The sequence below is a fragment of the Clostridium sp. MCC328 genome (genome assembly GCF_018785465.1).
Classification (GTDB): domain Bacteria; phylum Bacillota; class Clostridia; order Lachnospirales; family Lachnospiraceae; genus Pilosibacter; species Pilosibacter fragilis.
The window spans coordinates 75569-102250 of the sequence record NZ_WQPW01000096.1 but is presented as its reverse complement, the minus strand read 5'-3'; the positions used below and the strand labels follow the sequence as shown (position 1 = coordinate 102250).

The following is a 26682-nucleotide window of genomic DNA, read 5'->3' as shown; positions in this document are numbered from 1 at the left end:
ACCATTACTGGGCATTCTGCTTCGTAATATACCCCTCATCATCGATCACCGCCTCCGGAGAGATGCTTCTCATGTAATTGATGATCCGCTCCTTCTCCGCTCCTTCCGCCTTCGCCACGCGGCAATTCGACTGCTTCGCCGGAATAAACCGCAGGGATTCCAACCCCTCATCTCCGATCACCGCCTCCACGAGACAGGAATCGAGCGTCTTTGAGTTGAAGAGATAGTTCCCGAGACTGTACACTACAGGGACATCTCCCTGGTAGCCAATGGGCTGCAGCACATGGGGATGGTTCCCGATGATCAGGTCCGCTCCTGCCGCCGCGATCTGGGGCGCCTGCTCCTGCTGCCAGTGATCCAGCTTATCAGTTCCTTCCGTCCCCCAGTGGATGTATACAATGACAAAATCGCTGTCCGCCTTCGCCGCGGAGATCACCTCCAGAAGTTTATTGATCTCCAGACACCGGAATACCCCCGGAGTTGTCTCCGTTGCCCCTTTGGTGTCCGGCGGAAGTGTCCGCTCGATCTGGGTTGCGGAGACGAAGGTGATCTTCCTTCCGTTTGCGATAAAGGATACCGGTTTCACCGCTTCATCCAGGTTTCGTCCCGCTCCCACATAGGGCATTCCGATGGCTTCCAGGGTGTCCAGGGTGTCTGTCAGGGACACTTCGCCGTAATCATAGGCGTGGTTGTTCGCCAGGGACACGAGATCCGCTCCCATGTCAAAGAGCCAGGACGCGTACTTCGGATCCGCACGGAACGTAAATTTCTTTCCCGCCGTGGGCGCTCCGCCCGTCGTATACGGAAATTCGTTGTTTACCATAAAGATATCGGCGCTCCGCATGATGGATAAGAGATCCGCGGAAATTCCACCCTCGATCCCCTGCCCCCTCTTTAAGAGGGATGCCATGATCGCGTAATGGGAGTCGAACAGGATATCTCCCGCAAAGACGATCCGCGTCTTTCCCGTCTCCGCTGTCTCTTTCACGTAGATCTTGTTCGCCGCCATGACTTCCGGGTCCTTTAAGAGGTCCGCGTAAGGATCCGCGGATCCTGTCTCCGCCTCGGAAGATTCCGTCTCATTCTGCTGCAGGACAACATGAGGTTTTTCACCGCCTGTTTTGCTGTCCACGCTCTCCTGTGTAGTATCACTATTCTCCGCAGGCTCAGCCGTTTTCGTCTCCTGACTTACCTCAACCGCAGCCGTCGTCCGCACGGTCCCCGATGCCACACTGCTGCATCCGCCAAGCAGAACGCCCGCCAACAGGACCGCTCCGCAAATTACCGCTATTTTTCTTCTCATCATACACTCCCATAAGCAGAATTCCTTCAAATTCCACCATTTTCCCTTTTGTTTTTCCTCCCTAAAGCTTACCAGATTTTTTCCTGTTCCGCAACATTACTATATAGAGAAAAAGGCGGCAAAGCCGCCCATTCGCAGCTCCACCGCCTTTATCCATCCTTTTATCGTAACTATTCAGTACCTTCATAGTTACACGCAAAAATCCATTCCAGATCAGCTTCGCTGATGGGATTTTTGCCCTCCAGCCTATGTTTTCTTACGGTCAGCGCAGCAAGTGCGCAGACCTACTGAACAGTTACCTTTTATCCTAACTTTTATCCTTTACTGCTTCTCAGCCTTTCACCGCAAGACTACCAGCCGTGATCGCCTTTCCAGACTTTCTGTCAAACAGAAGAATGTCCGTTCCCGCGATATCAACACCTGTCTCTTCGCCAAGTTTAAAGGTAACACCGCCGAAGATAACGCCTGTCAGCAGGTACTTTCCGATCCTGAGCTTCACGGTTGATTCCATGCCGGTCGGCATCGCACCGTAGATCGTGGATGCGATGGATCCGTCCTTTGAGAGTTTCAGCGCCTCCGGACGGATCGCCAGGACGAAGTCTTCGTTGGTGATCTCCGGCTCTTCCTCCACCGCATAGTCAGACTCGTCGACCTTCGCGATATGGTACTTAAATACCTCGTCCTTGTTGCTCTTCTCAACGGCTTTCTTATCCTTTAGCATCTCAATCCTCTGAGCTTCCAGATCAGCCGCGTCTTTATCTCTCTTTGCGAACCATGCCGCCATATCGATAGGCTCGTTCGGTCGGAATGTCGCTTCGAGATCATCCAGAATCCTAAAGCTGAAACTTCCATCAGCCTGTTCTTTTCCCTTCGCCTCCACAAAGTTGATGGACGGATTTCCGACGAAATCCGCAACAAAGAGGTTTGCCGGTCTGTTGTATACATCAAGCGGGGCATCATACTGCTGAAGCACACCATTGTTGATCAGACAGATCTTTGTCGCCAGTGTCATGGCCTCCATCTGGTCATGGGTGACATACACAAAGGTACTTCCCGTCTCAACATGAAGTCTCTGCAGCTCATATCTCATCTCGAGACGGAGCTTCGCGTCAAGGTTTGACAGCGGCTCATCCATGAAGAGAACTGCCGGTTCCGGTGCCAAGGTTCTCGCGATGGCAACACGCTGCTGCTGACCGCCGGAGAGCTCTGCCGGGTAACGGTTCATGAACATGCCGATCTTGACGATCCTGGAAACTCTGCGGACGGATTTATCGATCTCTTCCTTCGTGAGTTTTCTGTCTTCTGTCAGAACTTTTCCTCCGGATACGATGGCACATTCCTCATTTAAGGACTGCCCCTTTGACTCATAGGACTTCTTGATTCCGTCAAGCTTCTTTATCAGCTCCTCCGCCTTCGCCTTTGCGGCTGTGTCCGGATCTGCCGCGTCCTGAATCCCGTATCCGTAGAGGATCTTCGCGGTATAAATAGAGAGGATGAATGCGTCGATAAATTTCAGATAGACTTTATCCGTGTCGAGCTTACCTCTCTTATCGCGGCACTCTTCCACTAACTCTTTGATCTTCTTTCCGCTCTTCAGCGCCCGGATCAGCTCCCCCGTCGTCATGGCATCAAAATCGTATTTCGGAAGTTCTTCCTTGATATTGCTTAAACCAAAAGAAATATTCTGGTAAACGGTCATGTTCGGCCACAGCGCGTAGTTCTGGAACAGGAATCCGACCTTACGCTTATTGGCCGGAATGTTGATTCCCGCCTCACTGTCAAACACAACCTTATCTCCGATCTTGATCTGACCAGTCGTCGGTGTCTCGAGCCCCGCGATCATGCGGAGGATCGTTGTTTTTCCGCATCCGGACGGTCCGAGCAGTGTGATGAAGGAGTTATCCGCGATGTCGAGGTCCAGATGATCGACTCCGAAGAATTTTCCCCAGCGTTTTGTTATATTTCTCAATGTGATTTCCGGCATATTAATTTCCTCCTATTCCATCGTCAAGGCTTGCACCTGTCAGCTTATTGACTAACGTATTGAAGATCAGGATGGTAACGATCAGGATCAGGTTGATCGCGCTCGAGAACGCGTACAGACCCATTTCATCGAAATAGTCCAGCGTCGTCGAGAGGATGAAGCCCTGCGTACATAAGAGCAGGAACAGTGACAGTTCACGGAGACATGTCATAAACGGAAGCATGTATCCACTGATGATCGCGGATTTCTGGATCGGGATAATGATCCGGAACATTCTCTTCGTCCATGGAATGTCCTGTATGATCGCCGCTTCCTCGATCTCATTGCTGATCTGCAGCATGGAGTTTAACGCACTCCGGCTCGCAAACGGAATGTACTTGATCGTACCTGCGATGATCAGCAGCGTATATGTATTGAAGAGGTTGATCTTCTCGTTGGAGAACAGGATGAAGAATGCAGCACCGACAGCGATGGAGGGCATCAGATACGGAAGGAAGGCCACGCCGTTTACATAGCTTGCCCAGCGGCTTCTGCGGTTCTTCGCAACCGCGTATCCGATCAGGGTACCGATGGTACCTGCGATCAGCGCACAGCAGACAGCAACTAAAAGTGTACCGGCAAACGCGTGCCAGATCGTACTGTTATAGAGGATACCGTGCTGTCCGTACATACCGTTCTCGGTGATATTCTCTTTCGTGATCCACCATTTCGTGGTCAGGTTGCTTAAGTCTTTCGTGTAGAGGAAGCTATAGTCGCCCGGGTTCGGGAGGAACGTCTCAAGGGCGAAGGAAAAGATCGGGAAGATACTTGTGAAGAAGGTCAGAATGATCATCACAACTGCAATCGCGTATTTTCCGACTTTTCCAAGGTTCATCTTCGATAACTGACCGGATTTGCCGGTGACGGTCGTATAGTTCTTCCGGCTCTTTAAGCTCACCTGATTCATCGTGAGGATCGCCACACCGAAGATCATCATGATGATGGCTAAAATACTCGCTTCACCGGTGTACTTGGAGTTTAAGGAAATGTACTTCGTGGAAAGTGTGGTAAGTCCAAGGTAATGCGGTACCGGGTAGCTTCCCATGGCGCTTCCGAATACGAGAAGGATCGTCGAGAGGATCGCCGGTTTTACCATCGGAAGCGTAATGCGAAACATCGTCTTCCATTTCGGTGTATCGAGGATCGTCGCCGCTTCTTCCAGATTTGCGTCCATATTCCGGAAAATTCCGCCGATCAGGATGTAAGCGAATGGCGCGTAGTGAAGTCCCAGAACCACAGAGCTCGGAAATAATCCCAGACACCACCATTTCGGCATGCAGATGCCGGTAAGGGATGCAAGGAGTCCGTTGGATGTACCAACGACTGCGTTGCTGTTAAATACGTTCTGCCATACAACCGCTAACGTCCACTGCGGCATGATGTACGGGAAAATAAAGATGGAGCTTAAATACTTTTTGAATTTCAGGTTCGTTCTTGTTACCAGAAATGCGAAGGTTCCGCCGTAGAGGATAGAGATCGTACAGGTAAAGACTGCTAAGAGGATCGTATTCCACAACGGCTTCCAGAGGTTTGTCTTCGCCAGACGGCTTGTAAAGAGGTCCACATAGTTAATCAGCGTGTAACCGGACGCCTTTCCGGCGAGATGGGCGTCAATGGTTCCCGGATGGATCGTGATCGTATCTTTTACGATGGCGATGATCGGCGCAACAGTGGAGAACGTCAGTACGATGCCGAACAGGAGAAGGATGATGTTCTGCGGTTTTGAAAAATATGTTTTTACACGATTGTATCTGTTCACAGAATTGTCCGCTCCTTTCATTTAAAACATGGATGCCGTTTTTCTCTCACGGCAGATGCCATATGTAACATGAGGGCGCCGCACACATGTACGGCACCCTCGAACTATCTTGTTTCATGCAACTGTTCAATAGGTCTGCGCATTCACTGCGCGGACCGTAAGAACGCGTCGCGCAGTAGGCAAAAATCCCATTGACGAAGTCAATTTGGAATGGATTTTTGCATGTAACTGTGAAGGCACTGAGCAGTTACAGGTTCATTTACTTTGCAGAGTCGCTGTACTTCGTGAGAAGCTCGATCCAGCTGCCGACTGTAAAGGAAACGGATGCACAGTAGTCCGGATCTTCCAGAACTAATTCGCCGTCTGTTGTCCACCAGTCATATCCACGGTCGTCCTTGCACGGGAACTGGTCTTCGCCGGCCTCGTTGTAGCCGCCCTTGCTGTGCTGGTAAGTTTCCTCGATCGCTGCTGCAACTTCCGGGTTAGCGGAGTAGCCGCCCATATCTTTGCCCCATGCGGAGAAGCCGTCCTCTGTACATGTCATGTACTGGATGAATGCGCATGCGGTCCACGGAAGCGGGCTGTTGTTTGTAACGAAGAGATAATGGCAGTAACCGTAACCACCGATGCCTTTGTAGCCATCCTGATAAGCGGCAACCTTAATGTTATTTAAGGAAACGCCTGCGGACTCTTCTACGGAACGAAGTTTGGAATAAACTAATAATCCGGCCTGGTCTGTTGCGGAATCCGTTACAAGTGTGTTGCAGATCGGGCCATCGTCTGTCTGCTCATTGTAGTTCTCAACCCAGAGCTTGATCCATGCAAGAGCGTATGCGCCGTTCTCGCCAAGTCCAAGGTCCTCTGCTTCTGTTGCCATCTCATCGATAACCGGCTTGAAGTATGCCTTCTTTGTATCATCGAGAGCATCGTAAGCATCTTTTAACCATCCGGCATACTTATCTTCTGTCAGCATATATAAGAAGTTTTTGCCGACGATCTCGGAATCGATATCCATATATAACGGGTGAACGCCCTCTGCCACGAAATCCCAGCAGTTATTATATTCAGTGCTTCCTGTGCTGTTATACATAAATACTTTGTTTAATGTCTGTAATGGAAGGAATCCTTTATATGCGTCCGGTGTTGTTCCGTTTGCCTCTGCCCACTCTTTCGGGATGTAGGTCTTTAAGATTCCCGGCTGAACCATCTTTGACTCGATCTGGTTGCCATCCTGGATCAAGGTCATCGCGAAGGTTCCTTCTGTCTTTAAGGAGTCTGCGGTCAGCTGCTCAAAGATCTTGTTGTTCTTCGGCTGCTGCCACTCATATTCCATTTTGTAGGACGGATCGATGGACTGCAGGTATTCGATGAATAACGGCAGCGCGCTCTTTCCGCGGCTGGAGTTACCAACACCATAGAAGGTCTTCCCGTTGGACTCTTCGATGGCTTTCTTCGCTAATTCTTCCATGGACATTCCTTCTGCTTCCTTGATGATCTTTTCTACATCAGAAAGATTGGAATCGTCTGTGGACGCAGCTTCTGTTGCCGCCTCGCTTGCTGCCGCTGTGGTCTCACCGCCGGCTGCTGCTGTCGTAGCTGTCGTTCCGCCACCGCCGCCGCATCCCGCGAGGGACATCGCTGCCATGGAAACTGCAAGTGCCAATGACAAAGTACGTTTTCTCATAAAACTTTTCCTCCTTCATTTACTGGGTCATCTTGTTTCTCTCACGACTCATTTTGTACTTTTATTATACCGGCGCGCAGAAATTTTTAACAGTGGACAAAACTGCGATAGTTTGTGGAATCCTGTGAATCTGTATAATTTTATTCCATATTTCTGATATTTTTGTGCAGTTTCGACATATGTTTTTCTATGGCAGAATTGGAAGCACGGGCATTTTGCTGTATATTTATTTGAGCATCATTCGTCCTCACTCATCTTTCACCCATCATGCTGATCTGCAGGATCCCGTTAGGTCCGGACACCGGAGTTCAAAACCGTCCGCATTTTTCTTATAACTAATCCATTATTTATTAGTATATCTTATTTATAAATATTAGCACAACTTTTATGTATTTTATTAAAAGCCTGTAAAATTCTTTACACAGACCTATTTCCAAAACATTTCTTTTTTCTTATGTAAATATTGTGCAAATTGAACATTGACAGAAACCGCCATTTAATGGTAATTTTACTGTAAGTTCGCTCAGCGTTTTCATGATACGACAAACGCTGTATAAGAAAATATAATGAAGAGGTGTAGACATGCAGGAATTAAAACCGATCAAAGAAGGAAAAGTACGCGAAATTTATGACAACGGGGACAGCCTTATTATGGTTGCCACTGACCGTATCAGCTGTTTTGACGTGATCCTTCACAATGAGGTTACCTCCAAAGGTGCTGTTCTGACCCAGATGTCCAAATTCTGGTTTGACCTGACAAAGGATATTCTCCCGAACCATATGATCTCCGTTGATACAAAGGATATGCCGGAGTTCTTCCAGCAGAAAAAATTTGAAGGAAAGACGATGATGTGCCGCAAGTTACATATGCTGCCGATCGAGTGCATCGTCCGCGGATATATTACAGGAAGCGGCTGGGCAAGCTACAAAAAAGACGGTACCGTCTGCGGAATCCGTCTTCCGGAAGGCTTAAAGGAATCCGATAAACTCCCGGAGCCGATCTATACTCCGTCCACAAAGGCTGAGATCGGCGACCATGATGAGAATATTTCCTTCGAGCAGAGCATCGACCATCTCGAGAAATACTTCCCGGGAAAGGGCCGCGAGTATGCGGAGCTTCTTCGTGACAACACCATCGCTTTATATAAAAAATGTGCAGAGTACGCCATCACAAAGGGAATCATCATCGCCGATACAAAATTCGAATTCGGTCTTGACGAGGAGGGCAACCTCGTGATTGGTGACGAGATGCTCACACCGGACAGCTCCCGCTTCTGGCCGGCAAAAGGCTATGAGCCGGGTCACGGTCAGCCGTCCTTCGACAAGCAGTTCGCCCGCGACTGGCTCACTTCCCATCCGGGCAATGACTGGACACTTCCGCAGGAGATCGTCGATAAGACTATCGCGAAATATCTGGAAGCATATGAGATGATCACCGGGAAAAAATTAGAGGCATAACCCCCACAAATCTCCGCCTCTGAGTTTTCCTATTTAGTTCCTCATTTTTACGAAAAAAGCGTCCGGAATCCATCTCTATGGATCCGAACGCTTTTTTCTGTTGTTCTGTCTTCACCTGCCTGAGGGACACTGCCGCTTTCGGGTCCCTGGGATCTTCTTATTTTAAAATATCCTGTCTGCAGATATGGCGGATCTTTTCCGCGTCAAGTCCCCGGATCACTTCCACAGCAAGATCTGCTGCCGCTTCAAGATCAGACTTCGCGCAGAAATTATAATGCGTATGAACATACCGGCTCGGGACGCCGAGAACCAGGACCGGAACTGCCTTTGCTGTCAGGCTGATCTTTCCCGCGTTCGTGCTTCCGCCGCGGCGGACTGTCTCCTGAAATGGAATTCCGAATTTCTTCGCAAGCTCTTCCGCGTACTCGATAAACACCGGATTGGAAATATAGCTCTTATCCATCCTGCGGATCTGGACACCGCCCCGCATGTGCCCCTGGGTCTGGGCAGCACTGAAATAGAAATCATCTGACGGGGAGCCCTCAAAGACAATCGCCAGGTCCGGACGGACAATCTGGGATGTGACTGTGGCACCTCTTGTTCCAACTTCCTCCTGAGCCGCAAACGCTCCGGTCACCCGTACCGCCAGCTGATCCTTCTCCCCGCACAGACGGGTCATGGTGTCGATAATGCATGCACATCCTGCACGGTTATCAAACGCTTTTCCAAAGCAGAGGTCACGTTCCTCATCGTAGGAAAATGAAACTTCCGGGACTGCCGGATCTCCGATGGAAATGCCGAATACTTCTGTCACTTCTTTCCTGCTCACCGCGCCGACATCCACACTCAGTGTCTCAATACTCAACGACTGGGAGGCCCGCTCTGCCTCATTCATAAAATGGATCGGCTTGGACGAAATAATTCCCCGTACAAGTTTCCCACTTCTGGTCCGGATCATTACTGTGTGTGCCGGAAGGTTCGTGAGGATCACTCCACCGAGCATGAGGATCTCCAGGCTTCCGTTTTCTCTGATGCTCTGTACCATAAATCCACACTCATCTGTATGGGCATCCAGCATCACGACCGGTTTCTCCGGATCCTCACCGGGCATACGCGCATAAAGGTTATTCATCGCGTCATTTTCCAGCTCCAGTCCTTTGCAGTACTTCGCAACCGTGCGGATTACATCCTCCTCAAATCCGCTCGGTCCAAACGCATCACAGATCTCCCCAAACATCTTTACATTCATAATGATTCCTCCTGTATTTTTATTTTAATTCTTACCTTTTCCATTGGCAGACTCCACCGGCTTGCTTTTTCAGGATTCCGATTATTTTTCCTGTATCTCCGATGGAGCAACGCCCACAATTTTTTTAAATGTGTTAGAAAAATACGCAATATCTTTATATCCGACTTTTTCTGCCACCTCGTACACCTTGTTCCGGTGATCCGAAAGCAGTTCCACTGCCTTTTTCATCCGGTACCGTGTGAGCCACCCCATCACCGTATATCCCGTCTCTTTCTTGAAGCAGTGGCTCAGGTGGCCTTCGCTGATCCCCACCGCACCTGCGATCTTCGCCACATTGATCGTACTTTCCCCGTAATGAGATGCCATGTAAAGCACCGCATCCCGGACGTATCCGGTAAGTCCCGCGGTATTTTCATCGAATGGCAGACAGAGCCGGATCACCGCGGCATTGATCTCTGGCCCGTCACCTTCCAAAGCTCCCGGATATTGCTCCTTTACCGGTGCCTTATCCGGGACAGATCTGCTCAGGCCGGTACCTCTTCTCTTCTCCCGATCCGTCTCGATCCGCTCTTTTGCCCTGAGGATCGCGCTTTCCAGTTCCCCGTCCTCAAAAGGCTTTAACAGATAATCAAATGCGTAGAGCTTCAACGCCTCTCTGGCGTAGGAAAACTCGCTGTACGCGGTCAGAAAGATCACCTGTACCGGATTTTTCTCTTCCCGAAGCTTCTTTAACATCTCAAGACCGTTCATCTTAGGCATCCGGATATCACAGATCATCAGCTCCGGATTCTTTTCATGGACCAGCTCCAGCGCGTCCAACCCGTTTTCCGCCTCACCGACGACCTCGCATCCCAGCGAGGCCCAGTCCGTCTCACCGACAATGCCCATCCGGACGAACCGCTCGTCATCTACAACGATCACCTTGATCATAACAGCTCCCCCCCTTCCCTTTCTCCATTCCCCATCGGTCATCAGGATCTGTTTTTCACACCTGGATCAGGCTCTCCGGAACCATTCACCGGTATTCTTATCGTTACCTTTGTTCCACCGGCAGGCAGCCGCTCTGCCCTGAGACCGTAGTCTTTTCCATAATGAAGCCGGATGATCGTATCCACATTGTAAAAGCCGATGTGGCCATTCTTCTGTTCCTTGTCCCGGTTTCCGAGCCGTCGGATCACTTCATCGCTGATCCCGCATCCGTCATCTGAAACCTCGATCACAAGCTCCTCCCTTTCCAGATATGCCCTGACAAAAATATGCCCCTCATCCGCATCCGCCAGCCCATGGATCACCGCATTTTCCACAATGGGCTGGACGATGAGCTTTGGAACCGGGATCTCCTCCGTCTCTGGATCGATCTCATAGTGGAAATCAAACTTTCCGTTAAACCGGATCTTCTGGATCTTTGCATAGCTTTCCACCAGTGTCATCTCTTCCCGCAGCGTGATAAACTGGGCGCTTGAGATGCTGGTCCTTAAGATCTTCGCAAGCTTTGCCGCCAGCGTCGCGATCTCCGGGATATGGTTCGCCTTCGCCACCCACTTCATCGTATCAAGGGTATTGTAGAGAAAATGCGGGTTTAACTGGGACTGCATCATGGCGATCTGGGTCTCGTTCAGCTCCTTTTCACGCCGCACACGCTCCTCCATGTAGGATGAGATCCTCTTTGTCATGATATTAAAATTTTCTGCCAGCTCCCCAAACTCGTCCTGACGTTCCATGTCCACATGGGTATCCAGATTTCCCTCCTGAACCTCATCCATGGCATCATGAAGTACATGGATCGGCTTGGAAAGAAAGGAGCTGATCCCGATCGCGACACCAACACTTAAAAGAAAGCTTCCCGCGGCCATGAAAAGAAGAACTGTATACATGGATCTCGTGGTATCACTCGTAAAAACATGGGGACGGATCAGGACACTGTAAAGTCCTGTGTTACCCAGCTTTGAAACATAAATACTATTGTTGTTCCAAACCTCCGTCAGAGATTCTCCCTGTAGAAAACGGCTTCTCAGAACATCTCCGACCGTCTCCCCCGATGCCGTGCCTACGCTGTACACAGTCTCCAGAAATCCATTGAGGATACAGATTCCGTCCTGACCGCTGTATGTGCCGGAGAGCGCCTTTGCGAAATGCTCCGCCGTCATTGTGGCCACAAAATATCCGGAACATTCCTCTGAATTTCCGGTCACCGCTCTGGCAAACCTCAGGACCTCATCACCATTAGCCTCCAGATCACTCCGGATGATCAGGTCATTCGGATGGGCATGGGCCTCTCTCAGGATCCCCCAGTATACCGGCAGCGTCTGTCCGTAAGTACGGTTTCCCGTAGAGTACAGGCAGGAGCCGTCCGCATTGTAGAGATGAAATCCCGCCATCTCACGGCATGCAGCGGTTGCTCCGTACAGACTTCGGTACACTTCATTCTTCTTTCCAAAGCTCTCCTTTTCCAGTGCCTCGGCAACCTGCGGATCCGTACATAGTTTCTTCGCCGCGTCATGATAAGCATCGAACAGCGTCATCAGCTGCTGTTCTACCGCACCGGCAAGCTCCATATCCTTTTTTTCAAAATCTCTTCCGACCTTCACCTTAAACATCTGGATCAGAAACACGCAGCACACGATCAATGGAAGAACAGACACCGCGAGAAAACTCACAAGAAGCTCACGCCGGAAGGATCTCTGGATAAAGTTCTTCATGATCCACCTCCGTTTCCTGCCATGAGCGCCGCCCATCTTTCCAAAATGGATTTCTGGTTTTTCACCGCCCATCCAAGATCGAAGTCCATGATCGAACCCTCTTCCTTCTGATCCGGGGTAATATCATCGCGGACCGTCCGTCGGTAAAGCTTCTCGACAGCCAGTCTCTGGACATCAGGACTCACGATAAAATCCACAAAAAGCTTCGCGTTTTCTTCATGCTCTGCCCCCCTGATCACCGCGCATCCGTCTGCCACTGCGCTGGTTCCTTCCCGCGGATAGACGATCGAAATCGCCGCGCCGCGGTCGATATACTTTTTCGCAGTCTCCTCCAAAGTCAGACCAACCAGATATGTTCCCTCTGACACCTCATCGAGCACGGCGCCTGACCCCGCCGCCATCCGGAGGCCGAGCACTCTGGCAAACTGTTCCAGAACCTCGTTTTCACGCATCGGCAGGACCTGGATCATCGTCTCCAGCATCGTGCAGCTGCTGCCGGATCTTCCCGGATCCGCAAAGGACACCTTTCCGTCCCAGTTCCCGTCAAACAGGTCCTCAAATCCCCGCGGCGCTGCAGCCGCGTCCACCAGCTTATTGTTGTAGATCAGGACAATGGGAAGCTCCGTAAATGCGGTCCAGACATGGTCCTCAGTCCGGTATATACTCTCGATGTGATCGATCTGGGTGCTCTCGTATGACATGAAGCAGTCCTTAAAGACCTCATAGCTCTCCACACCTCCGCCAAACATCACGTCACAGGATCCCTTTTCCCCCTCTTCCTGGATCCGCTCCAGAAGCTCCGTCGTTCCTCCTGAAACTACTTCCACCCAGATTCCGGTCCGCTCCTCAAACTCCTTTATGATCGGCGCATAGACCTCCTGCTTGTGGGAAGTATACACCGTAAGTCTCTTCTCCGCGCTCACCTTCTCCGGTCCCTGGCCGCTGCTCTCCCCTGTGCTGCAGCCCGCCGCACTCATCGCCACAACTGCAATTCCAAGGAATACCGCCCATACGTTTCTCTTTCCCTTCACTCCCCGAAATCCCCCTTTTGATTCCGATCCTGACTCTATCTGTAGATTTTTAGTAACTGTTCAGTAGGTCCGCGCACTTGCTGCGCTGACCGTAAGAAAACATAGGCTGGAGGGCAAAAATCCCATCAGCGAAGCTGATCTGGAATGGATTTTTGCGTGTAACTATGAGGGTACTGAATAGTTACGATTTTTATTATTCTATCTCTTATTTCGCAGCTCTTTCTAATCTATTCTAACACATTTCTCATAAAGATACCACTAAAAAAGATCCGCCACAAGAGTTTCCCCTTATAACGGACCTTTCCAAACATGATTAATTTTTTTACTGGAGCCACGCACCATCTGCACCGACCTTATAGCCGTCCGGTGTCGTCACGTTCTTTACAAGAGATCCCTGTGGACCACCTGTCAGTTTATTAAAGTAGTACCAGATGCTGTCGATCTGATGCCATCCTGTAAGCATCTGACCTCTCGTACCGTCAGAAACCGGATTCAGATAGTACGTATAACCGCCATCCTCTCTCCATCCAGTTACCATATAGCCGCTCTCATTAAAATAGTACCAGCTGTTCACGCCATTCCACCCCAGCTCGATCCACTGACTCTTCGGCCAGGAACCGTCTGCTCTGCGATACCACCAGCCCTTTGCGTCCTGAACCCACTGGCCGGAAGCATCGGTCTTCTTTCTTCTATATGTGGTGCTCTGAGTGCCGGAATCGTCCGAGTCATCACTGTCAGAGTAGCTGTTGTTGCCGCTATTATTTCCGTTACTCGGCTTGCTCGGAGTCACTGTTGTATCATCAATGGAGGTATCTTCCCCTCTCGTTGCCTGTAACTCAAATGTACTGAAGGAACTTGTACGGATCTTCACTGTCTTCATATCAGAGGACAGCTCCATGGAAAGACCATTCTTCGAACGGCCATCCTTCACAATGTCCTTTCCATTCTCGCCAGTATGAACTAACTTGTAAGTATATCCATATTTCGTGTATGCCTTCTGAATATTCTCCGGAAGTTCAATTTCCATAATAACCGGACTCTTTAACTGCGTCGGAGTATCCTCATCTCCCACATAAAGCTTTGCGTCAAATTTCATGATTGCATTGCTTGCCGTCTGAGCCACCTGCTGTGTGATCCGGAGTTCGACAGAGTCTGCGTTTTTAGAAGTTAAACCTGCTGCTGCAAGTAATCCCTTTGCGGAGATCTCGCTTACCTGATTATCAGAATCAACATCATCTGCAGCTTCACACTTCACTTCAGGCTTGACATTGTAAACCGCTTTTAACGCCTCATCAGCCTTAACAATCACATCATCGTGCAGTGTATTCTGCTGAGCTGTTGTCAAATTATTCATACCTGTGACAAGCTTGTCAGCAAAATCAGTCTTCTGCTCATCAGTAGCAGTATCACCGTTAACCACCAGTTCAAGACCATCCGTGAATAACTCTACACTTGTAACACCAGACGGAGCTTCAACTTTCATGATCTCAATGCCGGTTACTTCTCCATTCTTGATCGTATACTGATTCATGCCAACCGTATACGTTCCTGAATAATCTTTTCTCTTATATCCCTTCTTATCAACCAGCCATAAGCCGCCCTCATTCATGGACTTTCCAGCAATTCCGTCAGTAACAAGCGCTCCTGTGCTGTCGCAGTAGACATCCTTTCTGCCGCGCTCAACCCATTCGCTGTTTGCAAGTTTATTTCCAGTCCACTCTCCTTCATCATCATAAGCGTTTACATAATAGTATAATTTTCCACTCCTCTCAACCCAGGAATCACTGTATCTAACGATCATCTGGCTCTCTGGAATCAGCTGAATTTTAACCGGCTTGAATGTTTTCGTGCCATTTTTCAATACCGGAGTGACTGCATAAGAAGCACTTCTTTTTCCTACCGCTTCAGATAAAGTTCTGGAATCATTTCGATCAATCTTTTTACCATTCGCATCCACAAATTCACCGTTATGGCTGTAACCAGCAATCATAGAATTAAAAATAGAATCAAAACTTTCCTGATCAAACAATTTCATTACATCCGAAACTTTTGTCTTCGCAGCATCAAAAAAGTTGCTCTGCTTTACATCAGCATCCGGGTCAGCATCTGGGTTACTGACACCAATGCCTGTACCGCCAATTGTATAAGTCTCACCATCATCATCTACGTACTCTGCCAAAGCAGCTTCAGCATACGCTCTCTTTCCCACATATAAGTTGATCCAACCCGAGCGCGGAATTATATTCTCCTCTCTGCTCTTATATGTAATCGGAATTCTATAACGACCTAACGGGATGACTCCATTAGATTTGATTCCCGTAGATGTTATCTCAAAATTATCCTGATACCAGCCCAGATCGCTATTTGAATTTAAAAATCTGGAATTGATCTGAAGCTCAGGAACCTCTGTTATAGGAACCTGTTTTGTTCCCTTTTTTGCTGTAAGCTCAATATTCACTTCAGAAGGACGGTCATAATATACCGGCTTTGTAGATATTGAGTATGGTCTGTCCTCATTTGGAATCGAATCCCAGTCTTCACCTACACCCTCTGCATCCAGAATAACCACAAAGTCAGCATAAATCTCACAGTTCTCGTTAATCTCCCGATCGGTCCAAATACCGTCACCTTCATACTCAGGCTCTTCAATATCGTCCGCTCCATTTTGAATAACATGAAGATTTTTAGGATATGACGTCACATATGGATCATATGTCTCATACCCATAATCAATGCTGTCGACAGATATTTCCAATTTTGTTCCCCGTGGGATCTGCACCTTCTCCCCGATCGGTAAAGTTACAGTATACTGAATTCTGCCATTTTCATCATAGACATCATACGCCGCATCAACTGCGCCGCCCTTACACTCTTTCACCTCCACAGTGACCATATCCGACTTATCCTGGCTCGCCATCGCCGCCGTTGACAAAGCCGCCGCCATGCCCGCTGCCAGAAGCAGACAACTCTTCCACTTTCTCATATCGTTTCCTCCACTTTTCCTAGCAGACTTCGAAATTCCGCTATATAAAATCAGTACACCACCCAACTTCCCCAAAGTACACCTAATTCTACAAACTTTGCCACACTTTCGACACAATTGACCATTTTTCTCACTTCCCATCGCAGGATCTCTTCCCTTCCCCCTCGCTCCCTCCATCCCCCAGCGCAGGACCATCTCCTGCCCCGGGTGCCTGATTTCAGGGGCATGGCTTCCTCTTGGCTTCCGGGAGAATGCGTTGGAGGGCAGGGGACACTTGTTTGAGCCGCAGGCGAGTTGTGTCCCCTGCTCTCCGCCCTTAGCATTCTTCCGGGAGCTTAGAGGAACCGTCTCTGGAATCCACCAGTACCCGGGGCCGGAGACGGTCCTGCGCGTACCCGGAGCCATTATGAAGCACCATCTTCCCACAACAAAAAAACCGCCGCACCTCCACGATCTCCCCGAAAGGAAATCATGTTCGGTACGGCGGTTTTTCGCCTGACTCCGCGTGAACACTAAGAAACAGGAACGCCTGCCCCTTCTCATTATGAATTATCTTCTTGTCCGCCTTACGGCGTCCAAGAAGCTTCGGACCTCGTCCTTATACTGCCCCGGCAATAGAATTGCTTATGAAAGCAAGCTTTCAACACAATTCTATCACCAGGTCAGTGCAATTCAAAGTTTTATTTACTTTCTCATCTCAAGAACATCCGCAAATGCCTCGATAGCAGTTGCAGCCTGTCCGAAGTCTCTCATCTGCTGGTCAACACCAAGTTTGATGTGCGGGATACCTGCATTGTCGAGAGCTTTCTTGAGGTACGGATACTCCATCTCCTCCGGATCGCAGAACTGCTGCATGAAGAGTACAAGCCCCTGAGCGCCGCTCTTCTTAACCATGTCAGCTACGAACTCGCCACGGCGGTTCTTGGAAGACTGCGGATCATAAAGAAGGATATCGTAATCCATGTTTGCAAACTGTTTTGCAAGAGCTCTAAGAGCATCCTGCTCGTCCTCCGGAACATCTGTACGGAAGGAACGGCTCTCATGAGCAACATCATCAGCTGCGATCGCGATGTTGTTGTTCTCGAAGATTTCAAGAAGCTTCGGGTTGTCTACGATGATACCGGATGTAACAACCTTTGTTCCCTTCCAGTCACATACCGGAAGAGCTGCGAGCTCTTTGTTTAACTCTTCAAGTTTTGCAGTGTATTCCGGTTTCTCCATGAAGAAGAATGCCTTTAATACTGCAGAACGCTTTGTAGGAGTTACAACGTCGCAGTGCTCGTTAGCGAGTTTTACGAACTCACGGCGGGCTGCACGGCTCTTGTTGTAAACCTTGATTGCGTCAAGGATCGCATCGTTGGTGATCTCGTGACCACATACTTCCTCGAGGTCAGCCTTAACGTTTGCGTACTCCTCCTCACAGAACTTAAGTCCGAACTCTTCGAAACGGTTCTGCGGATGAGCAAGGAAGATAACTTTCATCTTGTCGCCCATAGCAACACGGAAGTTCTGGCTCATCGGACGTAATGTATCACAGATTGTTGGTGTGATGATTCCGTCTAACTGATCCATAGTTCCGTCAAGGAGCATCTCAAGTGCGAGCTGAGCGATCGTGCAGTAGAAGGTTGCACAATACTCTTTTGCACGGCTGATCGTCTTGTTGTTGGAGCCCCAGATTCCCATCGGAACCATGCCTGCAGCATACACAAGCTCTTCCGGAGCGTAGTACGGGAGAACGCCGATGACCTTCTTGCCCTGTGCTTTATATTCAGCAAGCTGCTGTTTCGGAGTTGCAGCTTTTACTTTAAATTCGTCTAATAATGCGTTGATACTCATGGTCTATTTAGCCTCCTTTGCCTGGATGTTTGCTTCCATAGCCTCAACAAGACCCTGTACTCGTGTCTCGTACTGAGCGGCATTGAAGTTACGCGGGTCAGCCTGGTCACCATCGAATCCTGCGCACGGAATACCAAGATCCTTTGTGAAGCGGCGCTGCATCTCTGCCATGTAACCGGACCACGGCTTACAGCTTCTGTTGTAGTGAACGAGAACGCCATCTACCTTGTTGTCACGGCAGATGCCTTCACGCCATGCAACACCCTGCTCGATACATACAGAGTTCGGTGCTTTGTAGTAAGCACGTGCCATCTCATCCAGACCATTATATACGAAACCGAATGCCGGTGCGTATACAACTGCTGTTACGTTGACGCCGTTAGCCTTTAACGGTTTGAACAGTGCCGGAAGCTTCGGCCAGCACGGAATACCCTCGAACATTACACGGTATTTCTCCGGGAACGGAGTTGTTGTCTCGCCCTTAGCGATCGTCTCGTCAAGGTCTTTTGCTAACTGCTCAAATGCCTCAGCAGCCTCAACTCTTGCACGTGCGGTTACAACGTCAGCCATATGGTTGAACAGGTCGAAACCACTGTACGGAGCCGGTTTGTACTGTAAGTAATCACAGACTTTTAACCATGCCTTTGCTGTACGGTTTGCGTTCTCACATGCATGCTCGAACTTCTTCTCGTCGAACTTCTTGCCTGTGAGTTCCTCTAACTGCTTGATTGCCTTATCAAACTGTCCACGAACATAGCGAACATTCTGATCAGCAACTTCTACAGTGTTGTTGTACGGGATATCGATCATGATAAGCGGAACATTGCACATGCGGGCGATGTTCTCATACCACTTTGTCATACAGTTACAGATGTTGTTGCAGCAAAGAACGAAATCCGGCTGCGGGATCTGCATCTGACGGATCGGGGAGATCGCTGCAATACGGCGCTCTTTATCCGGTCCATCCGGAAGCTTTTCAAGCTCAAGAAGGTTTACAAGCTCAAGATACGGAGTCTGAGTCTTCGGATCTTTTTTCGGCTTGCCTGTTGCCTCATCGATCACTACGTTTCCGTCTGCATCCTTTAACGGCTTACCTGTGCTCGGATCGATGATGTACTCACCTGTCTCCGGGTCAAACTTACGCGCTACACGGACACCGGCTGCGTAAGCAAGGCTGATACGTGCGTATCCGCAGATATCGTTGTCGTAACCAAGATCCTCAGCTGCCTGACACATAAGCTCACCGTAACGGTTTGCTGCGATACCAGCTGCCTGGTTCTCCGGGTACATAACGTTTAAATCAAATGCTGCTGCGAGCTCGCACGGGAATTTGGAAGAAGACCAACCAACTAACTCGCCTCTCTTTTTGGCTTCGCGCGCGTCTTTATGAACGTCATCTACGACTTTACGCAGCGCAAGAACACCAGGGCTAACCTGCTTTGCCATAATAAATATCCTCCATTTCTTATCAAACATGGCTGCTTATGTTATTTACAGCCATAGATCTGCATAAACTAATAATGATTATGCGCGGCGGCTTGCTGCCTGATATGCATATAAAGCTGCACCAAGCGCACCGTTATACTGTGTCAGAGGAGATCTGTGGATCTCACAACCAAGCTCGTTCTGAAGAGCCTTGACTACACCCTCGTTCTGAGCAACTCCGCCAGTCATAACGAGTGCCGGAACAACTCCGATCCTATGGGCGAGTCCAGTGACACGGTGAGCCACGGAGCGGTGGATACCCGCGATAATATCGCACTTATCGGTTCCCATCGACAGCTGGCTGATAACCTCACTCTCCGCAAACACGGTACATGTGGAGCTGATCTCCACTCTCTTCTTGGACAGGGAATCAAGATGTCCCAGATCCTGGACCTTAACCTCAAGAACGCCTGCCATAACATCCAGAAATCTTCCGGTTCCTGCAGCGCACTTATCGTTCATCTGGAAATTGGTCATTGCACCGTTATCAATATGAAGGACCTTAACGTCCTGGCCGCCGATATCAATGACGGTATGAACGTCAGGGAACAGGAAGTAAGCTCCCCTTGCGTGGCAGGATAACTCACTCATCTGTTTGTCTGCAAAATTCATTAAGGAATTACGGCCATAACCTGTTGCCAGGGTAAAAGCCATATCCTCTTTTTTCATGCCTGCGTTTTCCAGCACTGCGTCGATCGCACGCTGGGGGCCGCTGGTACCTGCACCTACATCGATCAGGGATTTCGCTACGATCTCCTGGCCATCCTTAAGCATAATGCATTTGGAAGCCGTGGATCCAACGTCAATTCCCAGGGTGTAAATTGCACTCATAATAACCTCCGGGTATACTGAAAATGTAAAATGAAACTGGCTTTGTTATACCAGTATATCCAGGCCAGAGAAAGACTCCCCCGGCCTGGATACATATCATTTTACTCTATCCTTCAGTCAAAATCAAGCCTTGTGAGCGTCATTCCACTCGCGAATTGCACGCGGTGTTACCATCTGGTGCATCGGGCAGATAGACTTCGGATTCTGGTAAGCAGCCTCTGTAAATGCCTGAATGTACGGACGGATATCTGTCATGTCAACGATCTCATCTACCATACCAACCTTAGCGCAGTATGCCGGACGGGACTTATCATGATACAGCTGGATCATATCGTTCATCTTCTTGATGATCGGAGCAAGATCCTCTCCTGCCTTGCTTGCCTTAACAAGCTTTCTGGAGTACATAGCGTTTGCAGCGGTTTCACCCGGCATTACATAGTACTCACATGCAGCTGTACCAAGGGAGTATACGTTTGTATTGTTACCCTGCGGTCCACCAAGCACATAGTGAGCAGCAGCGCTTGCTTTACGAAGAGTAATTTCGAGAGACGGAAGCTTGGAGTTCTCGATGGAGTAGATCAGGGACTGACCTAAACCAAGTAATTCAGCCTTCTCTGCTTCGTCGCCTACATCGATACCTGTTGTATCCTGTAACCAGATCAGCGGAATACGGTCACGGGCACATAAGGTTACGAACTCGTTCATCTTGATGAGACCCTGACGGTACAGCTTTCCGCCGATACCAACGGAGTTCTGCTTATACTCCGGATAGTTCATAAGAAGGCCCTGAGTATTCGCGATCACACCAACTAAAAGTCCGTTAACCTTTGCAAGACCTGTTACCATCTCCGGACCATAGCCCTTCTTGTACTCATATAACTGAGAACCATCGAAGAGACGGCCGATTACGTCGTAGATGTCGTACGGACGTTTTCCGTTCATCGGAATGATGCTGTAAAGATCTTCTGCCGGAAGACACGGTCTCTGCGGATCATCAACACGGAAGAACTCGAGGTTGTATGCCGGAAGGTAGCTGATGTACTTCTTGATGCCCTCGATTACGCCGTAGTCGTTCTCGTAAACCTCACGGAAGAATCCTGTCTCGTCATAGTGGATCGGAACGGAGCCCGGAGCCGGAACGTGCTTCTTGCTGTTCTCGATCTGGGCAGCAACGATCTGCTCAGCAGCCTCCTCGTCGATATATCCCTTCGGGTTCATACCGGAAAGAATACCAGCACCGCCGACTGCCATGTTAGCCTGGCTGTGTGCGATCAGGATTGTCGGGGAAATGCTGTGGTATCCGCCGCCGGCCGGGTTTGTACCGTAGATGCCTACGATTACCGGAATGCCTAACTGGTTTAACTCTGCGTTACGGAAGAACGGAGTACCGCCGCCGCGTCTGTTCGGGTAAACCTGATCCTGATACGGGAAGTCTACGCCTGCGCAGTTTAATAAGTAGATTAACGGAAGATTTAACATCTTAGCAGCATCGGAGCAGCGGATCAGGTTCTCTGCCTGTCCCGGTTCCCATGTACCAGCCATCTTCTTGTTATCAGAAGCGATGATGTAAACCCATTTGCCGTTTACACATCCGAGACCGTTGATGATGTTTGTGGAACCCATCTTATTGTCGTTCGGGTTGAAAAGGCTGTTTAACGGGCAGAATGTTCCCTCATCTACAAGAGCGTTGATACGCTGCATTGCGGATAACTGACCACGCTCATTTAACTTCTCTTCTGTTGTGATGCCAGCAGCAAGGATCTCAGTAACTTTGTCGTGGATCTGCTTCTCGATCTCTTTGATCTCTGTCTCGTTTTCCGCATTCGGATTAACTAATGCCTTACCAACGGTAGGCATGTTCTGGAAATATTTCGGCATGGAAAAGTAGCCCATGTTCTTCCTCCTTATATACGCGATCACTGCGGTCAGCGGATTTTGCCAGCCGCTGACCGCGGCATTTATGATTTCACTTTAAATCAGTTTCGATTACTTTGTTTCCTTCGGAACTTTGATGAATGCCTGACCTGGGTCGATCTCTTCACGAATTACGCGGATGATCTCCGGATCCGGACCTTCCATAAGCTGAGCTCTTGTGGTATCGATCTCGAAACCTGTGTTCTCCTGAACCATTTCCGGAGAGGAGAATGGATAGTAGTAAGCAAGGTACATTCTCTTGGTCTCTTCGTCGAACTTCATGATACCAAGATCTGTAACTACCATCTGCGGTCCACGGTTGCCCGGAAGACCTGCTCTCTCACGTCCGCCAGGGCCGTCCATCCAGCCACAGCTTGTGATGTAGTCAACATGCTCCATGAATCTTCTCTTCTGGTGCTGCATCATGATGATTGTGTTACAGAATGTAGCGATACCGTTAGCTCCGCCGGAACCTGTGAAACGTGTTGTCGGCTGAACATAGTCGCCTTTACCGAAGATACATGTGGAGTTTACGTTACCATACGGGTCGATCTGAGCGCCGCCGATGAAAGCGATCATACGGTCAGCGTCATGAAGCCACTCATTCGCCTCGAAGCCTACGAAACGAACGTTCGGCCACTGTACTGCACAGTGAGCCATGAAACGGTTATCACCTACGGAACGCGGTACCTCTACCGGTGAGCAGTCCATAAGTCCGCTCTCTACGATCGGGTGGCAGCTCGGGCAAACCACACGCTTCGCAAGGGAAGCACCGATTAACGGAAGACCAGTACCAACGATAACGATCTGGTTTTCTTTAATATTTTTTGCGATGGCATAAGCCTGCATTTCCTGCTTTGTATACTTTGTATAATCAGCCATTTTTGAATTTCCCTCCCTCAATTAGTGTCTGGTAGAATAGCCAAGATGCGGCTCATTCTTAAGGTTCATGAGGCGAGCGCCGCCAAGGACATTAAGAAGATCATCCTGATCCTTGCAGCCGTATACGTATTTCTGGAGGTAATCCTTGAAGGTCTCCGGAATCTTTGTGCCGTTAGCAGCATCCTCTGCAGCCTGTTTTGCAACTTCTGCAGCCTTTGCAAGCTTCTCGTCTTCCGGTTTCGCAGCAGCAGCCTTCTCAGCCTTTGCAGCAGCCTTTGCGAGCTGTGCCTTTGCATCTTCAGCGTCAAGGTACTTGGAAGCCTTATCGTACTCCTTAAGTCCCTTATCATCATCATCATAGTAGCCATAGCACTGTGCCGGCCATGCACCGTACGGAGTACGAACGACAGCGTCTACGCACTCGCCGAAGATTCTTGTCTTTGTAGGATCACGGCGGATATATTCATCACTTACGATCTCCTCGCAGGTAACGATCGTACGCTTTGCAGCGATTGCGATATCAACATCGTGGAACTCATCACCCTCGATGATGCAGGTTCCATCCGGAGATGCCTGCTGTACATGGATGATCGCGCAGTCAAGCTTCGGAACCGGAACAGCAAGAAGCTTCTCGCCTGGCTCAAACGGGTTCTCGATATCTACGCACTTTAAGTTGTCAACGCCTTCCATTGTTTTTCTCTTCTCTTCGCTGATACCCCAGAATTTAACAAGACCGGAGCCCTGCATCATTCTTACCGGGAGGTACGGAAGACCAAGGGAAGCTGCGTGAAGCTGTAACATAAGAACGTCCTGGGAATAGTCCTCATATGTAAGCTCACCTTTCTCGATTGCAGCACGGAAACGACGTGCAACGTTTGTATAACCAGAGTTTGCTGTGTAGCAGTTGATGTAAGCTCTTACACGACCCTCACCGATTAAGGAGTCCCAGTCTCCGCCTGCCGGGCCGGACCAGCCTACAAAACCAGTTTTACCCTGACGAAGGATCTCGTAAACAGCAGCGTACGGTTTACGGTTTGTTGTAAATCCGCCGAGGCAGAGTACATCGTTATCATGTACATACTTCTCTACGGCATCGTGTAATGACATAACTTTATTAGCCACAATAAAGCCTCCTTTATTTATATTTGCAGTTAAAAGGCCTGCCTGTTCTCCTCAGACAGGCCTGAACTGCTTTTAATTCCTGTAAAAATATACCACGATACGGAATGAATTTCAACTTCTGGTTCCGTTTCGAAGGGTTTCGATCAGGCCTTGAACATCAGCATGAAGTAACCGGCTGCTACTGCAGAACCGATAACACCTGCTACGTTCGGACCCATAGCGTGCATCAGAAGGAAGTTGGTCGGATTTTCCTTGGCACCAACAGTCTGGGATACACGGGCTGCCATCGGAACGGCAGATACACCTGCAGAACCGATCAGCGGGTTGATCTTGCCGCCTGTGATCGCACACAGGACTTTACCAAGCAGGATACCTCCGACTGTCGCAAACGCGAAAGCAAGAAGACCCATTGCAATGATAGCCAGTGTCTGGACACGGAGGAAGATCTCTCCGTTTGCTGTAGCGCCTACGGTTGTGCCGAGCATGATCGTAACGATGTTGCAGAGTGCGTTCTGTGCGGTATCGGAAAGTCTTCCGGTAACGCCGGACTCACGGAACAGGTTACCGAGCATCAGCATACCAAGAAGCGGTGCTACGGACGGAAGAAGCAGGGAGCAGAACAGAACAACGAATACCGGGAATACAACCTTCTCGACTTTGCTGACTTTTCTTAACTGCTTCATAACGATCTGACGCTCTTTCTTTGTTGTAAGGAGCTTCATGATCGGCGGCTGGATCAGCGGGATCAGAGCCATGTAGGAATATGCGGCTACGGCGATCGGAGCTACAAGATCCGGAGCCAGGTTATTTGCGATATAGATCGCGGTCGGGCCATCAGCACCGCCGATGATACCGATCGCTGCACACTCACCCGGTGTGAAAAGTCCGGTTGCATTTGCAAGTGTAAATGCAACATAGATACCGAACTGAGCGGCTGCACCGAGAAGAAGGCTGACCGGGTTCGCGATCAACGGACCGAAGTCTGTCATCGCGCCGACTGCCATGAAGATCAGGCACGGGAATAAGCTGGACTTAACGCCCATGTACATAATTCTTAACACACCGGACTGATACCAGTGATCTGCCTCATTCATAAGACCTGCAAGCGGAAGGTTCGCAAGGAACATACCGAATGCGATCGGGAGCAGAAGGAGCGGCTCAAACTGCTTCTTGATTGCAAGATATAATAAAACGAAGGATACAAGGAGCATTACGCACTGCTGCCAGGTGATTGCGGCGAAACCTGACTGGGCGAGCAGCTCCGCGAAAACTGAAAGTATATTCACGTGTGGCACCTCCTGCTTAGTTTAAGGTAACCAGAACTGCACCTGTCTCAACGGAATCGCCTGTGCTTACGTTGATGGATGCAACAGTTCCTGCTGCCGGAGCTACGATCTCTGTCTCCATCTTCATTGCTTCCATAACGATTACACACTGACCATAACCAACTGCGTCACCAACTTTAACTTTGATGTCAAGGATCTTACCTGGCATCGGAGCCTCTACTGTCTGTCCGCCTGCTGCTGCCGGAGCTGCTGCCGGTGCCGGTGCCGGTGCTGGAGCTGGTGCCGGTGCTGCTGCCGGTGCCGGAGCTGCCTTCGGTGCCGGTGCTGCTGCGAGGATCGGAGCCGGTGCGCTAGCCTGTGCGCCTCTGTCAAGCGGTCTGTACTCGTCTACTCTCTCGATCTCAACTTCATACTTTTTTCCGTTTAATGTTGCAACGTATTTCATGTTATTTACTACATCCTTTCCTTTTTCTGCGTTTTAGGTTTTTTGTTTTTTACAGTTCTTTGATACTTGTTACACGGAACTGCTCTCCAGACAATCTTGCTTCCTCACTGACTGCCGCGAGAAGCACTGCATAGGATTCCTCATCGATAGCCGGAGCCGGTGCTGCAACTGCCGCAGCTGCCTTTGGCGCACTCTCCTTAAATAATGTACCGATGACCTTAGAGATAATGATAACCGCGATTGCGAGCACTGCAAGTGCCGAGAATACGACTAACAGTCCAACAAGTGAAATGATGATCGAATCCGCAAAGGTCATACCGCCTGTCCACATATACTTACCGCACCTCCTTCGTTTCGTTTCACTTAAGAAACTTTTGTTGGTTAGTTATTTCGTATTGTGGAATGCATTCCACATTTTCCTCAGCGCATACGGGCACATCTCAAAAATGTACCCGTCTTGCGCCTGTTTCTATGCATTTTTCACAATATCGTAATTTGAGTATATCAGCTTTCTGCAAAAATGTCAACAAAGCCGCCCGAAAAAATTTATCAAATATACTAATTTCAGGTCACATAAAGACAAGCAGTACTTATGTCTTTATATGACGAAATGTTACAGTTCAGCCATTACATCTTCTTGTTTTCATATTCATGAAAACAAGAAGCTTGGTGGTTCCACCATATGCTGATTT

19 protein-coding genes are annotated in these 26682 nt (G+C 49.3%); 1 reads left to right on the top strand and 18 read right to left on the bottom strand.

Annotation, left to right across the window (positions count from 1 at the left end; all coding sequences use genetic code 11):
- Nucleotides 1-4: 4 nt before the first annotated feature.
- The 4 genes from GPK83_RS13305 to GPK83_RS13290 all read right to left on the bottom strand — a co-directional run bounded on the left by GPK83_RS13305 (nucleotide 5) and on the right by GPK83_RS13290 (nucleotide 6769).
- Entirely contained in the window at nucleotides 5-1306 is a 1302-nt protein-coding gene (locus tag GPK83_RS13305) for a CapA family protein (RefSeq protein ID WP_252196358.1), read from the bottom strand.
- Nucleotides 1307-1634: 328 nt separating this feature from the next.
- Complete coding sequence (locus GPK83_RS13300; RefSeq protein WP_215704982.1) at nucleotides 1635-3287, bottom strand: ABC transporter ATP-binding protein; 1653 nt, start codon at nucleotides 3285-3287, stop codon at nucleotides 1635-1637.
- A 1-nt stretch (nucleotide 3288) separates the two neighbouring features.
- Entirely contained in the window at nucleotides 3289-5106 is a 1818-nt protein-coding gene (locus GPK83_RS13295; RefSeq protein WP_117469425.1) for an iron ABC transporter permease, read from the bottom strand.
- 238 nt (nucleotides 5107-5344) lie between these two features.
- Nucleotides 5345-6769, bottom strand: a complete 1425-nt coding sequence (locus GPK83_RS13290) for a hypothetical protein (RefSeq protein ID WP_215704981.1) — start codon at nucleotides 6767-6769, stop codon at nucleotides 5345-5347.
- Nucleotides 6770-7351: 582 nt separating this feature from the next.
- On the opposite strand from GPK83_RS13290, the gene GPK83_RS13285 reads away from it, so the two are divergent.
- Nucleotides 7352-8227, top strand: coding sequence for a phosphoribosylaminoimidazolesuccinocarboxamide synthase (locus GPK83_RS13285; protein ID WP_215704980.1), 876 nt, complete (start codon nucleotides 7352-7354; stop codon nucleotides 8225-8227).
- Between the two features lie 157 nt (nucleotides 8228-8384).
- On the opposite strand, the gene GPK83_RS13280 is transcribed toward GPK83_RS13285, so the two are convergent.
- From GPK83_RS13280 to GPK83_RS13215, 14 genes are all read right to left on the bottom strand, one after another.
- The gene (locus GPK83_RS13280; protein WP_015554214.1) at nucleotides 8385-9476 is read right to left on the bottom strand and encodes a M20/M25/M40 family metallo-hydrolase; all 1092 of its coding nucleotides are present in this window, start codon (nucleotides 9474-9476) and stop codon (nucleotides 8385-8387) included.
- 81 nt (nucleotides 9477-9557) lie between these two features.
- Nucleotides 9558-10406 carry a response regulator gene (locus GPK83_RS13275; protein WP_215704979.1) on the bottom strand — a complete coding sequence of 283 codons (849 nt, stop codon included), beginning with the start codon at nucleotides 10404-10406 and terminating at the stop codon, nucleotides 9558-9560.
- 41 nt (nucleotides 10407-10447) lie between these two features.
- Complete coding sequence (locus tag GPK83_RS13270; RefSeq protein WP_215704978.1) at nucleotides 10448-12175, bottom strand: sensor histidine kinase; 1728 nt, start codon at nucleotides 12173-12175, stop codon at nucleotides 10448-10450.
- A complete protein-coding gene (locus GPK83_RS13265; protein WP_215704977.1) occupies nucleotides 12172-13206 on the bottom strand; it encodes an ABC transporter substrate-binding protein in 1035 nt (344 codons plus the stop codon). The genes GPK83_RS13270 and GPK83_RS13265 overlap by 4 nt, the downstream gene beginning before the upstream one ends.
- 322 nt (nucleotides 13207-13528) lie before the next feature.
- Nucleotides 13529-16189, bottom strand: a complete 2661-nt coding sequence (locus tag GPK83_RS13260; protein WP_215704976.1) for a hypothetical protein — start codon at nucleotides 16187-16189, stop codon at nucleotides 13529-13531.
- Between the two features lie 684 nt (nucleotides 16190-16873).
- A complete protein-coding gene (gene hgdB / locus GPK83_RS13255; RefSeq protein WP_021904088.1) occupies nucleotides 16874-18025 on the bottom strand; it encodes a (R)-2-hydroxyglutaryl-CoA dehydratase subunit beta in 1152 nt (383 codons plus the stop codon).
- Nucleotides 18026-18028: 3 nt separating this feature from the next.
- Entirely contained in the window at nucleotides 18029-19471 is a 1443-nt protein-coding gene (gene hgdA / locus GPK83_RS13250) for a (R)-2-hydroxyglutaryl-CoA dehydratase subunit alpha (protein WP_118299235.1), read from the bottom strand.
- A 78-nt stretch (nucleotides 19472-19549) separates the two neighbouring features.
- Nucleotides 19550-20341 carry a (R)-2-hydroxyglutaryl-CoA dehydratase activase HgdC gene (gene hgdC, locus GPK83_RS13245; RefSeq protein WP_015554210.1) on the bottom strand — a complete coding sequence of 264 codons (792 nt, stop codon included), beginning with the start codon at nucleotides 20339-20341 and terminating at the stop codon, nucleotides 19550-19552.
- 123 nt (nucleotides 20342-20464) lie between these two features.
- Complete coding sequence (locus GPK83_RS13240; protein ID WP_117469416.1) at nucleotides 20465-22234, bottom strand: carboxyl transferase domain-containing protein; 1770 nt, start codon at nucleotides 22232-22234, stop codon at nucleotides 20465-20467.
- Between the two features lie 93 nt (nucleotides 22235-22327).
- The gene (gctB, locus tag GPK83_RS13235; protein ID WP_021904092.1) at nucleotides 22328-23137 is read right to left on the bottom strand and encodes a glutaconate CoA-transferase subunit B; all 810 of its coding nucleotides are present in this window, start codon (nucleotides 23135-23137) and stop codon (nucleotides 22328-22330) included.
- 21 nt (nucleotides 23138-23158) lie between these two features.
- Entirely contained in the window at nucleotides 23159-24259 is a 1101-nt protein-coding gene (locus GPK83_RS13230; protein WP_345941818.1) for a CoA-transferase, read from the bottom strand.
- A 143-nt stretch (nucleotides 24260-24402) separates the two neighbouring features.
- Complete coding sequence (locus GPK83_RS13225; protein WP_117469414.1) at nucleotides 24403-25545, bottom strand: sodium ion-translocating decarboxylase subunit beta; 1143 nt, start codon at nucleotides 25543-25545, stop codon at nucleotides 24403-24405.
- Nucleotides 25546-25561: 16 nt separating this feature from the next.
- Nucleotides 25562-25990, bottom strand: coding sequence for an acetyl-CoA carboxylase biotin carboxyl carrier protein subunit (locus tag GPK83_RS13220; protein WP_215704975.1), 429 nt, complete (start codon nucleotides 25988-25990; stop codon nucleotides 25562-25564).
- A 49-nt stretch (nucleotides 25991-26039) separates the two neighbouring features.
- Nucleotides 26040-26321 carry an OadG family protein gene (locus GPK83_RS13215; protein WP_015554205.1) on the bottom strand — a complete coding sequence of 94 codons (282 nt, stop codon included), beginning with the start codon at nucleotides 26319-26321 and terminating at the stop codon, nucleotides 26040-26042.
- Nucleotides 26322-26682 lie beyond the last annotated feature (361 nt).